At 68.3% G+C, this 13887-nt stretch carries 12 protein-coding genes; 3 read left to right on the top strand and 9 right to left on the bottom strand.

Going from position 1 to position 13887, the window contains the following annotated elements; all coding sequences use genetic code 11:
* Nucleotides 1-79: 79 nt before the first annotated feature.
* Nucleotides 80-229: a lmo0937 family membrane protein gene (locus ACS5PM_RS01485; protein ID WP_439384680.1), complete on the bottom strand. Its 150-nt coding sequence runs from the start codon at nucleotides 227-229 to the stop codon at nucleotides 80-82.
* A 112-nt stretch (nucleotides 230-341) separates the two neighbouring features.
* Complete coding sequence (locus ACS5PM_RS01480) at nucleotides 342-2495, bottom strand: LamG-like jellyroll fold domain-containing protein (protein ID WP_439384678.1); 2154 nt, start codon at nucleotides 2493-2495, stop codon at nucleotides 342-344.
* Nucleotides 2496-2622: 127 nt separating this feature from the next.
* Between ACS5PM_RS01480 and ACS5PM_RS01475 the strand changes: the two genes are divergently transcribed.
* A complete protein-coding gene (locus ACS5PM_RS01475; RefSeq protein ID WP_439384676.1) occupies nucleotides 2623-3630 on the top strand; it encodes a DUF72 domain-containing protein in 1008 nt (335 codons plus the stop codon).
* Here ACS5PM_RS01475 and ACS5PM_RS01470 read toward each other — a convergent pair.
* Nucleotides 3597-4358 (bottom strand): SDR family NAD(P)-dependent oxidoreductase, encoded by a 762-nt coding sequence (locus ACS5PM_RS01470; protein ID WP_439384674.1) that lies wholly within the window; start codon nucleotides 4356-4358, stop codon nucleotides 3597-3599. The two genes, ACS5PM_RS01475 and ACS5PM_RS01470, sit on opposite strands and share 34 nt — an antisense overlap.
* 71 nt (nucleotides 4359-4429) lie before the next feature.
* Between ACS5PM_RS01470 and ACS5PM_RS01465 the strand changes: the two genes are divergently transcribed.
* Nucleotides 4430-5182, top strand: coding sequence for a hypothetical protein (locus ACS5PM_RS01465; RefSeq protein ID WP_439384672.1), 753 nt, complete (start codon nucleotides 4430-4432; stop codon nucleotides 5180-5182).
* 280 nt (nucleotides 5183-5462) lie between these two features.
* Here the strand turns inward: ACS5PM_RS01465 and ACS5PM_RS01460 are convergent, their stop codons facing one another.
* The 3 genes from ACS5PM_RS01460 to ACS5PM_RS01450 are packed head-to-tail and all read right to left on the bottom strand — an operon-like array spanning nucleotide 5463 to nucleotide 7477.
* On the bottom strand, nucleotides 5463-6020 hold the full coding sequence (locus tag ACS5PM_RS01460) for a flavin reductase family protein (RefSeq protein ID WP_439384670.1): 558 nt from the start codon (nucleotides 6018-6020) through the stop codon (nucleotides 5463-5465).
* 11 nt (nucleotides 6021-6031) lie between these two features.
* Nucleotides 6032-6685 carry a pseudouridine synthase gene (locus ACS5PM_RS01455; RefSeq protein WP_439384668.1) on the bottom strand — a complete coding sequence of 218 codons (654 nt, stop codon included), beginning with the start codon at nucleotides 6683-6685 and terminating at the stop codon, nucleotides 6032-6034.
* Nucleotides 6686-6703: 18 nt separating this feature from the next.
* On the bottom strand, nucleotides 6704-7477 hold the full coding sequence (locus ACS5PM_RS01450) for a ferredoxin--NADP reductase (protein WP_439384666.1): 774 nt from the start codon (nucleotides 7475-7477) through the stop codon (nucleotides 6704-6706).
* A 157-nt stretch (nucleotides 7478-7634) separates the two neighbouring features.
* On the opposite strand from ACS5PM_RS01450, the gene ACS5PM_RS01445 reads away from it, so the two are divergent.
* Nucleotides 7635-8912, top strand: coding sequence for a M20/M25/M40 family metallo-hydrolase (locus ACS5PM_RS01445; protein ID WP_439384664.1), 1278 nt, complete (start codon nucleotides 7635-7637; stop codon nucleotides 8910-8912).
* A gap of 63 nt (nucleotides 8913-8975) precedes the next feature.
* Here the strand turns inward: ACS5PM_RS01445 and ACS5PM_RS01440 are convergent, their stop codons facing one another.
* From ACS5PM_RS01440 to ACS5PM_RS01430, 3 genes are all read right to left on the bottom strand, one after another.
* Nucleotides 8976-10502: a sulfatase family protein gene (locus tag ACS5PM_RS01440; protein ID WP_439384662.1), complete on the bottom strand. Its 1527-nt coding sequence runs from the start codon at nucleotides 10500-10502 to the stop codon at nucleotides 8976-8978.
* A 212-nt stretch (nucleotides 10503-10714) separates the two neighbouring features.
* Nucleotides 10715-12211 carry a sulfatase family protein gene (locus ACS5PM_RS01435; RefSeq protein ID WP_439384660.1) on the bottom strand — a complete coding sequence of 499 codons (1497 nt, stop codon included), beginning with the start codon at nucleotides 12209-12211 and terminating at the stop codon, nucleotides 10715-10717.
* Nucleotides 12212-12374: 163 nt separating this feature from the next.
* Complete coding sequence (locus tag ACS5PM_RS01430; protein WP_439384658.1) at nucleotides 12375-13868, bottom strand: sulfatase family protein; 1494 nt, start codon at nucleotides 13866-13868, stop codon at nucleotides 12375-12377.
* Nucleotides 13869-13887 lie beyond the last annotated feature (19 nt).

Here is a 13887-nt window from a genome sequence, read left to right as displayed (position 1 = left end):
CCGCGGGCGGGAAGACGAAGCGCCGGGCGGCCAGCCGGCCGCACGGCGCTTGGTCAATGCGTTGGGCGGTTTTCGTTCGTCACGGCGCCCGGCGGCCGGTGATGAGCTGATAAAGCACGATGACGATGGCCGCGACCAGCAGCAGGTGGAGCAGGCCGCCCGCTGTGTAGGCACCGAGGGCACCGATGACCCACAGGATCAGAAGAATGAGCGCGATGGTGTAGAGCACGATGGTCTCCTGCGAAGGTGGTGCCCCAACGTACCGCGGCGGCCGAACATCGGCTGTCGGCCTGCCGCCTGCCGCCGCGTAGGACGATTGCACTGCCCCGCGCGGGAAGCCGTCACCTCGCCAACGCGGCGACCTGCGAGGCGCCCAGGGCCCCGCTGTACAGGCGCAGGTCCTGCATGCGGCCGTTGAAGTACGGGTCCGCCGAGTACTGCGAACGCCCGAGCCAGTTCTGCGAGGTGTCACCGAGCTGGAAAGGCGCGAACGAGATCGCGGGGTTGGTGGCCGCGGCGGTGCCGTCGACGTACAGGGTGCCGACCGTGCCGGCCAGCGTGACGGCCAGGTGCACCCACCGGCCGGTCGGCAGCGCCGACTCGGCGGCCATGGTCTGCTCGCCGTACCACGTGGTGCCGGAGATGGAGCAGCGCAGGCGGCCGCTGCTGTCCCGCGGGATCAGAGCGAGGTAGGCGATGTCGCTCGAGCCGAAGTCGAACACCCGGCCGAAAGTCGAGGCGGCATTCCAGTAGACCCAGACGGCAAGCGTGAAGTCGCTCAGGCCGGCCATCACGCCCGGAGGCAGGACGAGGTGGCCGCTGGTGCCGTCCAGCGCCAGCGCACTGCCGGAGATGCGGCCCGCGCCCCACGACGCGCCCGTGGCCAGGCTGGCCTTGAGCCCGTGGCCGCTGGCATCCGCGGCGCTGGTGCCGCTGCCCTCGTTCAGTGGCAGGTGCAGGCGCAGTTCGGTGGGCAGCGCGATTCGCTCGGTGCTCGTGCCGACGAGATCGCCACCCGCCGTCGTGGCCACCACCCGGTAGTGCCAGACGCCGTCGCCGGGCTTGTCGGTCCAGGTGCGCGGCTCGGTGACCGAGCCGAGGGTGGTGAACGGGCCGCTGGCCGAGGTGGCCCGCTGGACCTGGTACCCGGTGGCATAGGCGCTGCCCCACCAGGACAGCTCCACACTGCCGTTCGCGGCGTGGGCCGTGAGCCCGCTGGGCGCGGCGCCGGTGGCGATCGGATCGCGGGTGAAGGTCAGCGTGCCCATGCTGGGCTGGTCGCCGTTCCAGGCGTCCTTCTCGGGCCTGAGCAGCGTTGCCATCTGGGCCACCCAGGGCGCCGTCAGGCCCTTGCGGTTGACGTAGTGGTGGTAGATGAGTTCCCAGCAGTAGCGCAGGTTAGGGCGCCCGCCGGTGGACATCATGGTCATCGTGCCCTGGCGATTCGCGTAGACGGAGAAGGGCATGTCGTAGTACGAGCCGTTGGCGTCCGTCAGGTTGGCCTTGGCCACGTACTCGGCACCGGCCAGGAAACGGTTGTTGTCCAGGCCGAACAGGTCGTCGCCCTGGTTCCAGGCCATCTCGCACAGGGGCCCCGCCAGCGCCGGCCCGAGCGTGGAGTGGCCCTGGTCGCGGCCGGCCTCCTGCCATTGGCCGAAATGCCCCGGGTGCCAGCAGTAGACGTTGTGGGCCGAGGCCCCGTTTCCCCGGCCGTTCTTGTAGTACGCGATGGCCTCGTCGTAGAGGTCGACCCGGTCGCAGAACACCCCGATGGCCAGGATGTTGGTGATATTGCAGAGATCCCAGTTGGCCCAGTAGTTGGTGATGTCCGCGCCGTTGTGGTTGACGAGGAAGTCGTGGCTCATCGGGTAGAAGATGTCCAGCAGCCACTTCTGGAAGCGGGCGACGCCTTCCTTGGACCAGCCATCGTAGGTCCGCATGATCTCGGCCGCGTTGGCCCACTGGTAGCCGTAGATGCCGGCCGCCAGGAAGCGGTCTGCATTGCCGCCGAGGGTCGTCATCGTCGACGCCCAGGAGTCGAGGTACAGCACGGCCTTGTCGGCATAGGCCTTGTCGCCGGAGACCTTCCAGCGCAGCGCGCCCTGGTAGGCCCGCAGCATGTCCTCGACCATGATGCGGAAGTTCTCTCCCTCGCCGCCGCGGATGATGGTGGCCTGCGGATTCGGCGTGCCGAGGTTGGTGCGGCTGCTGGCCGTCAGCGCGTTCCAGCCGGAGATCCAGGGTTGCGCATTGGCGGCCACCTTCTCGCGCATGCGGGTGAAATCGTCCTCGGTGTGCAGCAGGCCGGGGTGCATGAAGACGCGGTTGCCGCCACCGCCGCCCGATCCTCCGCCGTTGCCCGAGCCATCGCCCTGGCCCGATCCGCCGGCCCCGCAGCCCGACAGGTTGGCGAACCACGGGAGTGCAGCGAAGCCCTTGAGGAGTTCGCGGCGATTGGGCGAGGTGAACAGGCTCGGTAGATCTTCGTCAGGCATGAAATCAATGCTCCCACGCTGCCGACAGCCGGCACGCGCGCCAGCCCGGGGGATTCGGCCGGAGCACCACACTGGACGAGCGTTCTTTTCGTTGCGACTTGTGTCGCGCGGGCGGCATCATGGCGGGATGAGTGCATTGCAGGACCGCTCGCAGGGCATGCTGTTCGCGCCCGAGACGCCGCCGGCCGTCGGCGCGCGGGGCAACATCCGCGTCGGCACCTGCAGCTGGACGGACCCTTCGCTGATCAAGTCCAAGGCCTTCTATCCCCGGGGCTGCAGCACGGCAGAGCAGAGGCTCGTCTACTACGCGAGCCAGTTCCCGCTGGTGGAGGTGGACAGCAGCTTCTTTGCGCTGCCGCAGCCCCAGCATGCCTCGCTCTGGGCCGAACGCACGCCCGCCGGCTTCGAGTTCAACGTCAAGGCCTTTCGCCTCTTCACCGGCCACCAGACGCCGCCGGAGGTCTTCCCGCCGGACCTGAAGCCGTGGCTTCCTGCGCTTTCCGGCCGCCAGCGCAACCACTATTACGCCGACCTGCCACCCGACCTGAGAGACGAGCTGTGGAGGCGCTTCATCGACGCCCTGGCGCCACTGAAAGAGGCCGGCAAGCTCAAGGCCGTGCACTTCCAGTTCGCGCCCTGGGTCACCTCATCGCGGGAGTGGCAGGCGCATGTCGAGCATTGCGTCGAGCGCATGGCCGGGCACCTGCTGGCGGTGGAGTTCCGCAACCAGACCTGGTTCGGCGAAGAGCGGGTCGATCGAACGCTGGCCTGGGAACGCGAGCTGGGCGTGGCCCACGTCGTCGTGGACGAGCCCCAGGGAGTGGGCAACTACGCGCAGGGCGTGTGGGCGGTGACGAACCCGGCGCTGTCCGTCCTGCGGCTGCATGGCCGCAACGCCGAAACCTGGAACGCCAAGGGCCTGTCGGCCTCGTCGGAGCGCTTCAACTACGAATACGGCGAGGAGGAACTGAAGGAGCTTGCCGGGCGAAGCGAAAGTCTCGCCGAGGAGGTCTTCGACCTGCAGGTGCTCGTCAACGTGAATTTCGAGGACCAGGGCATCCGCGCCGCGCAGCGGCTTGCGGCTCTGATGCGGCGCGGCGATCAGGCGTCCCGCACGTCGGCCACCGGCGACTGACCGAAGTCCGGCCGGTCCAGGTAGGCCAGCACCTTGCCCGCCGCCACGGCCGGCGAATCGAGCTGCCCCAGCGACTTGAACTGCATGAAGCGCTCGCGCTCCGGGAATCGCGCCGGGCTGGCCGCGCGCAGCTGCACCTGCATGTCGGTGTCGATCACGCCGGGCGCCAACGAGACGATGCGCGCACCGTGGGGCAGGGCCGACTGCTCCAGCGCCACGGCCCGCGTGTAGTGGTCCATGCCGGCCTTGGCGGCGCAGTAGACGGCGCTGCCGGCCATCGCCCGCCGGCCCAGGCCCGACGAGATGTTGAGCACCTTGCGCGGCACCGGCCAGCTTGCCGTGGCGTGCAGAAAGGCGGCGGTGAGCAGGACCGCGGCTTCGAGGCCGACGCGCAGGGCCTGCGCCGCTTCGACCAGCGGCGTGTCGGCCAGCGGCCCGGGGGTGGTGACGACGCCGGCGTTGTTGATCAGGGTGGCGCTGGCGAAGGCCTTGGCGTCCTGCTTCACCAGCCAGCCGGCCAAGTGCTGCGCGGCCGTCACGGGGTCGGCCAGGTCGAGCGTCCACTGGCTGAGCGTGAGCCCGCGGGCCGAGGCCAGCGCGGCCAATTCAGGCGAGGCCTGGCGAGCGATGCCGATGACCTCATGCCCTTCGTGAAGCCGCTGTGCGGCGAGGGCGGCGCCGAGACCGCGCGAGGAGCCGGTGATGAAGCTGAGGTGGGGCAAGGTCATGGCGTGATGCCGATCAAGGCCGTGGGGGCGAGGCCGGCAGGATAGCCGCGGGGCACGTCGACAATCGGCCCATGGTCAACACGGAAAGCCCCGCCGCCCGCCCAGATCGACCCTGGTGGCAACGCGCACCCGTGCTGGCCCTGGCCGCGACCTTGCTGCTGCTGGCCCTCGGTTGGGGCTGGGGTGCGTGGCGCGCCTCTTCGATGGCACCGCAGGGCGACTCCTCCGGCTTGCCGTGGCAGGTCAACCTCACGCCGGACGGCGGCAGTGCCGTCTTCGGCATGGCTCTGGGACGCACCTCGGTGGCGGACCTGGAAACGCGGTTCGGCGATGGCCTGCGGCTGGCGCTCGCCGGCGGGCAGGGGCAGCCGCCGGCGCTGGAGGCGTATGTCGAAAGCTTCCACGCCGGCTTCATCGACGGCAAGCTCGTCCTGAGCCTGGCCGCAGAGCCGCGCTGGCTCGAGCAGGCGCTGGCGCGCTCGCCGCGTTTCGAGCGTTCGGCGGATGGGATGTCGAAGCGCCACGCGTTGGCGGCGGACGACCTGGCGGCGGCCCGCCGGCTGGTCGTCTCGGCGCTCACCTTCATTCCCGCGGCCCGGCTGGACGAGCCCACCTTGCTGGCGCGTTTCGGCCCGCCGGCACAGCGCGTGGCCGGCGCCCAGGGCGAAGTGCAGCTGATGTACCCGTCGCTGGGCCTGGCGATCACCGTCCCGCCGGCCGAAGGGCCGCTGGCGCGCGCCCGCGCCGTGCTGCAGTACGTCGCGCCGCGCGAATTCGAGCAGCGTCTGCGCGCCCCGCTGGCCGCCTCGCCAGCGAGTTCTTAGCCCGTACGGCTGGCACACGCCGTCGCTCGCCGCCTTCCGAGCGCGCGCAGCGCCGCTCCCTACCAGGGCGTGCGCGGATCCGGCTTAGCCGGTCCGCTGCGCGAGCCCCCCCGGGGGGCAGGCCCCGGCAGGGGCCGTGGGGGCCCCATGCCCTGCGCGGATCCGGCTTAGCCGGTCCGCTGCGCGAGCCCCCCCGGGGGGCAGCCCCTGGAAAGGGGCGTGGGGGCTCCATTTCACGAGCCCCCTCAGGGGGCAGCCCCTGGAAAGGGGCGTGGCGGCCCTACTCCCCCACGGGTTCGCCGATGGCGAAGAAGTGGCCCCCGGCGATGTGGTGCAGCGTGCGCAGTTCGGGCTGCGCCGGATCGAAGTGCCAGTGGCCGGCGGTGAAGACGCTCGCCAGGGCCCAGGCGCCCGTCACCTCGCCGAGGAAGAGGTCGAACCGGGCCTCCTGCTCGGGCTGCGGGATGCGCACGCAATCCAGCCAGGCCACACAGCCGGCCACCAGGGGGGACTGCGCGGTCGGCTCTTCCAGCGCCTGCAGGCCGTAGTCCGCGAACTTGTCGATGCCGCGCCCGCTGTGGCTGCCCACGGCGTGCACCACTCGAACCTGCGCCTGGCACGGCACGCTGAGGGCGAAGTGGTTCGACTGCTCCACCAACTCGCGGGTGTAGGTGGCCTTGTCGAGCACGACGGCGACCTTGGGCGGGTCGAAGTCGAGCGGCATGGCCCAGGCGGCCGCCATCACGTTGCGCAAGCCGCCATGCCGGGCGCTGACGAGAACGGTGGGGCCGTGGTTCAGCAGGCGGTAGGCCTTGGGCAGGTCGACGGGTTGGCGCATGGGTGGAAGGCTCAGAAAGGGCAGGGCGAGGACAGCGACAGCGGCGGGCTGCCGGCGGGCTGCGCGGGATGCGGCAGTGTCAGGCGCTCGGCATGCAGCAACAACCTCGGCGCCAGGGCCAGCACGTCGGGCGGCGCGTACAGCTCGTCGCCGAGGATCGGATGGCCGATGGCCTGCAGATGCACCCGCAGCTGGTGCGAGCGTCCGGTCAGCGGCTCGAGCTCGACGCGGGTCGTGGCGGCTTCGCCGGGCGAGCGTGCCAGCACGCGCCAGCGGGTGAGCGAAGGCTTGCCGTGCTCGTGGCACACCATCTGCCGCGGGCGGTTCGGCCAGTCGCAGATCAGGGGCAGGTCCACCGTGCCCTGATCGGCGGTCATGTGGCCGGTGACGATGGCCACGTAGCGCTTGCAGACCTTGCGCTCGGCAAAGGCGATGCTGAGCTTGCGTTGCGCCGCCGCGCCGCGGCCGAAGACGAGGATGCCGGAGGTGCCCATGTCCAGCCGGTGCACGATGAGGGCGTCGGGAAAGGCGCCCTGCACGCGACTGGCCGCGCAGTCGGCCTTGTCGGCGCCTCGGCCCGGTACGGAGAGCATGCCCGCGGGCTTGTCGACGGCGACGAGATCGTCGTCGGCGTGCAGCAGCGTCAGTCCTCCGATCGGGATCACGTCGAGCCGTGTCCGGCCCTACTGGTCGACGAAGGCTCGTTCGATCACATAGTCGCCCGGCGTGGAGGTGTTGCCTTCCTTCAGGCCGCGCTCTTCCATCATGGCCTTCAGGTCGCGCAGCATCGCGGGGCTGCCGCAGATCATCACCCGGTCCTCGGCCGCGTTCAGCGGCGGCAGGCGCAGGTCATGGGCGAGCTGGCCGTTCTCGATCACCGTCGTCACCCGGCCCTGGTGCTTGTAGGGCTCGCGGGTGACGGTGGGGTAGTACATCAGCTGGCGGGTGACCATCTCGCCGAGGAACTCGTGCGCCGGCAGGTCGCGCGTGAGGTAGTCCTGGTAGGCCAGCTCCTTCACCTCGCGCACGCCGTGCACGAGGATGACCTGCTCGAACTTCTCGTAGGTCTCCGGGTCGCGCACGATGCTCAGGAAGGGCGCCATGCCGGTGCCGGTGGACAACAGGTACAGGCGCTTGCCCGGCGTGAGGTAGTCGATCAGCAGCGTGCCGGTGGGCTTGCGGCCGACGATGATGGTGTCGCCGGGCTGGATGTGCTGCAGGCGAGAAGTGAGCGGGCCGTCGGGCACCTTGATGCTCAGGAATTCGAGATGCTCCTCGTAGTTGGCACTGACGATGGAGTAGGCCCGCAGCAGCGGCTTGCCTTCGACCCGCAGGCCGATCATCGTGAAGTGGCCGTTCGAGAAGCGCAGCGAACTGTCACGGGTGGTGGTGAAGCTGAAGAGGCGATCCGTCCAGTGGTGCACGCTCAACACGCGTTCTTCATTGAAGGCACTCATTGCGCAAACGACAGGGTCAAGAAAGATAAAGGAGCCGCCGCGATTCTTGGGATGGGCAGCCAGGGCGAACCCGCTATTGTCGCGCAGCCTCTGCGAGCCGCCGCCGCAGTGCCACAACACCTGGTTTGATCTGCTTCAAGATCGCAAGGAGAGCACCATGAATCTACGCCGCGCCGCCTGGGTATCGAGCACCCTGGCGACCTGTCTGGTGGGAGCCGCCCACGCCGGTCCGAAAGTCTGGGTCTCGGTGGGCGAGGATGCCTACCGCCTGCTGCGCCGCGCCGGCGCCGACATCGAGCAGGTGGAGCTCCACACCCTGCCTGTGCAGGCCCCTGCGGCCGAGGGCAGCTCGAAGCTGGTCAGGCGCGACGAAAGCGTCTACCTGATGAGGGTCGATTCCGACGCGCTGCCGCGCCTGTCGCAGGACGTGCACCAGCGCCTGAACCGCTGCGCAGGCTATGTGATGCACGCCAGCCGCGCGCAAGGCCGGCAGGAGCTCTCCGGCTTCAGGGCCGCGCTGCTGCGGCAGGAGACCGCCGGCAAGGTCAACTACGAGATCGACAACCAGGCCGAGGTCAACGCCCTGCTGCCGCAGCTGCAGGAAAGCAATGTGCGCTCGACCATCGTGCAGTTGTCGACCGACTACAAGAACCGCTACTACGCGACGCACTACGGGGTGAATGCCAGCGACGACCTGGTCAAGACCTGGAAGGCTCTGGCGGCCGGCCGCGCCGACGTGACGGTCAAGCAGTTCAGCCACAACTGGCCGCAGAAGTCGGTCATCATGACGATCAAGGGGACCACCAGTCCCAAGCAGATCGTGGTCATCGGGGGCCACCTGGATTCGACCATCGGCAACACGCAGGAGGAGAGCATCGCTCCCGGCGCTGATGACGATGCTTCCGGCATCGCCAGCCTGACCGAAGTGGCGCGCGTGCTGCTCTCGAGCGGCTACCAGCCCCGCCGCACCATCCAGTTCATGGCCTACGCGGCCGAAGAGATCGGCCTGTTCGGCTCGGCGGCCATCGCCGCCGACTACAAGGCCAAGGGCAAGAAGGTGATCGGTGCGCTGCAGCTGGACATGACCAACTACCAGGGCGGCACCAGCGACTACACCATGATCACCGACTACACCAACGCCGCGCAGAACACCTTCGTCAAGAACCTGGCGGCCTACTACACGCCCTCGATGGTGGTCAACCAGGGGGCCTGCGGCTACGCCTGCTCCGACCACGCCTCGTGGACGCGCAACGGCTACGTCGCGTCCTTCCCGTTCGAATCCCTGTTGAGCCAGGACAACCCGTACATCCACACGCCGCAGGACACCATCGACAAGAGCGGCAACAACGCCAACCACGCGATCAAGTTCAGCCGCCTGGCGCTGGCGTTCGCGGTGGAACTGGGAAGCGATGGACCGGCGCTGCTGACGAAGTAGGCATGCCGGTCAAGCGCCCGTTGGCTGCGGGGTCAGCGGCCAACGGGCGGGCGACCGTGCGACTCAGGGCGAGCGTTCGGCTTGGCGCAGCGTCGTGCCCGAGGCGCCCTTGAGCGTGCCCAGCCAGCGCGACAGCTGCAGCTTGCGATCCGGCGGGGTGCTGGAGTAGACGTTGGTCAGCTGGGCCGGATCGGTGTCGTTGTCGTACAGCTCGAAGCTGCCGTCCTCGTATTCGACGTAGGTCTTGCCGTCCACCGTCCGCAGGCCGGAGAACGGCGCGATGTCCGGACGCGAGCCGCCGGCTCCTTTTTCGAACGGGTCGGAGGGCTCCAGGGTGCCGTTGCGCGCGAGCAGGTTCTCGTCGGGATTCTTGACGGTCTTGTGCTCGAGCAGCAGAGCCTGCCGCCAGTCCGCAGGCGCCTGGCCCGCCAGCACCGGCACGAGCGAGCGGCCATCGACGAAGCTCGGCGCGGTCGCGCCGGCGATCTCGGCAAAGGTCGATGCGTAATCCACGTTGGCCGTCATGGCCGTGGCCGAACTGCCCGCCACGATGCCGGGGCCGCGAACCACCAGAGGCACCCGCAGGTCCTCCTCGAATGCCGTCATCTTCCCGGAGTCGAGCCTGTGCTGGCCCTGGTGGAACCCGTTGTCCGAGGCGAAGAAGATGTAGGTGTTGGCCAACTGCCCCTTCGCCTGCAGCGTGTCGACGATGGCCTTGACCATCTCGTCGACAGCCTGCAGCGATTGCAGGCGCTTGCGGTACAGGTCGTCGATGTCGGCGATCTGCGTGGCTGTCAACAGGGGTTGGGCCTGCACCCAGGGTGGTTTGTCGCTGACGTCGGCTTCGTTGAACGAAGCCGTTCGCGGCGCCTGGGCCCCGGGGAAGAGGTTGGCATGCCGCGGTGCCGGCGTGGCCGGCGCATGCGGCGCATAACTCGCCAGGTAGAGGAAGAACGGCTGGCCCGGATGCTGGTCGATCGAGCGGTTGATGAAGTCGACCGCCTTGGTCGACAGCACGTCGGTCAGGTAGTCGGCCTCCGTTTCGCCATAGGACACGCTGGTGCCGTTGACGTTGAGCGTGTAGTTGTATTCCTTGTACGGGTTGCCGTCGTTCGGGCTGACCCATTCCGTCCAGCCGGGCGGGATGTAGGTCTTCGAGGGCGCGGTGTCCGGGTACCCGTTGAGGTATTTGCCGAGCATCGCCGTGCGGTAGCCGGCCGCGGACAGCCACGTGGCTACGGTGGACTGCTCCAGCCCCAGCGCATAGACCGCGGCAAAGCCGCCGTCGGGAGCGCTGTTGTCGAAGATGTCGGTGTTGTGCGCGAACTGGCCCCTCAGGCCGGTCACCCGCGAAGGGCAACACAGCGACAGGGTGACGTAGTGGTTCTGGAAGGTCATGCCCTGGTCGACGAGCAGGGCCTTCACCTGGGGCATGTAGGCCAGGTCGGTCAGGGCCTGGTCATCGGTCAGGATGAAGACGATGTTGGGCGACTGCTGGTCAGGCGGCCGCGTCACGTTGCTGCTGCCGCCGCCGCACGCGACGTGAAGCGCCAGCACGACCACCGTCGCCAGTCTGAGCACCGAGCGCATGGCGTGTCTCCCTCTGAAGAGCCCAAGAATTCTGCTACCGGCTGCCCAGGTGGGGCAACGGCAGGTCTGCAGCCTTTACCTTGCTTTGCGAAGCGGGCTGGTCCCGGCGCCGCAGTGAATCCGCACCGGCCTGCCACTGCGGCCGCGGAGTCCGCGGCCGGTCTCGCCCGGGTGGGAATGTACCCCCGCGGGCGGTTCGGCAGGCTCATGCGTCAGGGCGCATCGAGCTCGGCTTCGCGCAGCGCGGCGCCGCTGGCGGTCTTCAGCGCGCCGGTCCAGTCGGCGAGGCGCTGCTTGTTCCAGGGGGGCGTCTGGGCGTAGATGTTGCGCAACTGGGAGGGATCGTTGATGTTGTTGTAGAGCTCGTGCTCTCCGGTCTCGTACTCCAGGTAGGTCGTTCCATCGGCCAGCCTCAGGCCGACGTAGCCGTCGGCACCGTTGCCTTCGATGTTCAGGGCATCCCAGGGGTCGGCCGGCTCGCGCGGGGTCTTCTGCTTGCCGACCAGCTTGGAGCCCGGCCCGGCCTTGTGCTCCAGCAGCAGGGCCTGGCGCCAGGTGGGTGGCGTCTGTCCGTGCATCAGCGGCACCAGGGACCGGCCATCGACGAAGCTGGGCGGCGCGATGCCGGCGATCTCGGCGAAGGTCGGTGCGTAGTCGACGTTGGCGGTCAGGCGGTCCTCCGTCCGCCCGGCGGGCACGCCCGGGCCTCGCACGTACAGCGGCACCAGGATGTCCTCCTCGAAGCCGGTGTTCTTTCCCGAATCGAGCCTGTGCTGGCCCTGGTGATAGCCGTTGTCGGAAGAGAACAGGACGTAGGTGTTGGACAACTGGCCCGTATCGCTGAGCGTCTGGATGACGTTCTGAACCATCTCGTCGATCGACAGCAGCGTCTGCCGGCGCTTGCGGTAGAGCTTGTCGATGCCCTGGATCTGGGTGGAATTCAGCGTGGGCAGGGTGCGGACCCAGGCCGGCTTGTCGCTCACGTCGCTTTCGTTCCAGGACGGAGTCCGGGGGGCCTGGATGCCCTTGAAGGCCTTGGCGTGGCGCGGTGCCGGCGTGGCCGGCGAATGCGGCGTGTAGGGCGCCAGGTAGATGAAGAAGGGCTGCTGCGGAAAGCGATTGACCGAGTCGCGGATGAAACCGGCCGTCGCGTTGGAGATGACGTCGGTCAGGTAGTCGTTCTCGTTGCTGCCGTGGTTCTCGGCCTTCCCGTTGTGGTTCATCGTGTAGTTGAAGCCATCGTGCGGGTCGCCGGCCACCGGGCTCATCCACTCGTTCCAGCCTGGCGGCACGAAGTCGGCCGGCGCGGTGTCGGGGTAGCCATTGAGGTACTTGCCGAACAGGGCGGTGCGGTAGCCGGCCGAGGTGAGCCAGGTCGCCAGCGTGGAGCTCTCCAGGCCCTGCGAATGCGTCAGCTCGAAGCCTCCGTCCGGCAGGTTGTTCGTGTAGATGCCGGTGTTGTGCGCGAATTGGCCGCGCAAGGTCGCCACCCGCGACGGGCAGCAGAGCGAAAGGCTGACGTAGTGGCGCCGGAAGTTCGTTCCCTGGTCCGTGATCAGGGACTTCACCAGCGGCATCTGCGCAGCGGCGGCGACATCGAGGTCATCTGTGAGGATGAAGACGATGTTCGGCGCCTTGGCGGCTGCCGATGCCGCGACAAGCAGACCGATCACAGCCGCCCACAGGCGGCGGCGGAAGATTGGGCCCATGGAAGGCTCTCCCCGTGTTCGTTGAAGGACGGATGGACGGAAGGCCGCCGCGATGCGGACTGCGGCCGATTCTTGCAAACGTCTTCATTGGGCAACAAGCGATCCACCGGTTACGGGCGTAACGCCCGGAACCGTCATGAGCTTCCTTGAACTTTGGGCTGGTTCAGGGCGGTTGCAGTTCCGCCTGGCGAAGTTGCTCGCCGGCCAGCGACTTGAGGCTGGCCAGCCACCCGGCCAGACGCTGCCGCGTCTGCGGCGGCGTGGTGGCATAGCTGTTGCGAAGCTGCGCCGAGTCGAGGTTGTTGTCGTAGAGCTCGAACTCGTTGACCTCGTATTCCAGGTACGTCGTGCCGTCGGCCAGGCGCAGGCCTGTGAAGCCGCTGATCGTGCCTCCTAGCCCGACCTGGCCGTCGAACGGGTCGGAGGGTTCCAGCGGGCTGCCGGGTCCACGGAAGGGCTCGGACGGAGCGGACTTGTGCTCGAGGAGAAGGGCCTGTCGCCAGGGCGGTGGCGTCTGGCCGAGAAGCAGCGGCAGGAACGAACGGCCGTCGACGAAGGACGGCGTGTTCACGCCGGCCATCGCGGCGAAGGTCGAGGCGTAGTCGACGTTCGCCGTGATCTGGGTGATGGCCAGCCCGGGCGCGACCCCCGGTCCGCGCACGAACAGCGGCACGATGATGTCTTCTTCGAAGGCGCTCATCTTCCCGGAGTCCAGCCGGTGCTGGCCCTGGTGATAGCCGTTGTCGGAGGTGAAGAAGACATAGGTGTTGCCGAGTTCGCCGACCGATTGCAGGGTGTTGACGACGCTCTGCACCAGCTCATCCACGGCCAGCAGCGATTGCCGGCGCTTGACGTAGAGCTTGTCCATGGCCTTGACCTGGGTGGAGGTGAGCAACGGCAAGGTCCGCACCCAGCTGGGCTTGTCCGTCACGTCGCTCTCGTTGAACGACACCGTGCGCGGCGCCTTGATGCCCTTGAACGCGCCGGAGTGGCGGGGGGCCGGGATCGCTGGCGCGTGCGGCGCATAGGGCGCGAGGTAGACGAAGAACGCCTGTTCCGGGTGCTGCTCGACGCTGCGGCGGATGAAGTCGGACGCGGCCCGGGAGATGACGTCGGTGAGGTAGTCGCCGTCCGCGCTGCCGTAGCTCTCGGGGACGCCGTTGTGGTTCATCGTGTAGTTGAAGTTCTTGTACGGCGTGCCCGCGTTGGGACTCATCCATTCGGTCCACCCGGGCGGGATGTAGGCGCTGGAGGGCGCGCCTTCCGGATACCCGTTGAGGTACTTGCCGAAAAGCGCTGTCCGATAGCCCGCGCCTTGCAGCCAGGTGGCCACCGTGGAGTTTTCCAGGCCCAGTTCGTAGGTCTTGCCGAAGCCGCCGTCCGGCAGCTCGTTCTTGAAGATGGTGGTGTTGTGCGCGAATTGCCCGCGCAGGGTCGTGACCCGGGAGGGGCAGCACAAGGACAGGCTCACGTAGTGCCGCTTGAAGTCCGCGCCCTGCTCGGCCAGCATGGACTTGACCTGGACCATCTGCGCCGCGGCGGCGGCGTCCAGGTCATCGGCCAGGATGAACACCATGTTGGGCGGCTTGGCCAGGCTGGTCCCGCACGCGAACACCAGCATCGCGGCCAGCAGGCCGCCACGAACAAGCTTGCTCATGAGTCGCTCCCTGTGAACC

This window comes from Ideonella flava (assembly GCF_051857595.1).
Lineage (GTDB): Bacteria > Pseudomonadota > Gammaproteobacteria > Burkholderiales > Burkholderiaceae_C > Ideonella.
Note: the sequence above shows the minus strand (reverse complement) of the source record. Positions and strands in the feature narration are given on the sequence as shown.

Coding starts and splice junctions, on each gene's coding strand:
- ACS5PM_RS01445 (WP_439384664.1), top strand. CDS start 7,635: ATGAATCTACGCCGCGCCGCCTGGGTATCGAGCACCCTGGCGACCTGT.
- ACS5PM_RS01460 (WP_439384670.1), bottom strand. CDS start 6,020: ATGCGCCAACCCGTCGACCTGCCCAAGGCCTACCGCCTGCTGAACCAC.
- ACS5PM_RS01440 (WP_439384662.1), bottom strand. CDS start 10,502: ATGCGCTCGGTGCTCAGACTGGCGACGGTGGTCGTGCTGGCGCTTCAC.
- ACS5PM_RS01465 (WP_439384672.1), top strand. CDS start 4,430: ATGGTCAACACGGAAAGCCCCGCCGCCCGCCCAGATCGACCCTGGTGG.
- ACS5PM_RS01435 (WP_439384660.1), bottom strand. CDS start 12,211: ATGGGCCCAATCTTCCGCCGCCGCCTGTGGGCGGCTGTGATCGGTCTG.
- ACS5PM_RS01475 (WP_439384676.1), top strand. CDS start 2,623: ATGAGTGCATTGCAGGACCGCTCGCAGGGCATGCTGTTCGCGCCCGAG.
- ACS5PM_RS01430 (WP_439384658.1), bottom strand. CDS start 13,868: ATGAGCAAGCTTGTTCGTGGCGGCCTGCTGGCCGCGATGCTGGTGTTC.
- ACS5PM_RS01480 (WP_439384678.1), bottom strand. CDS start 2,495: ATGCCTGACGAAGATCTACCGAGCCTGTTCACCTCGCCCAATCGCCGC.
- ACS5PM_RS01450 (WP_439384666.1), bottom strand. CDS start 7,477: ATGAGTGCCTTCAATGAAGAACGCGTGTTGAGCGTGCACCACTGGACG.
- ACS5PM_RS01470 (WP_439384674.1), bottom strand. CDS start 4,358: ATGACCTTGCCCCACCTCAGCTTCATCACCGGCTCCTCGCGCGGTCTC.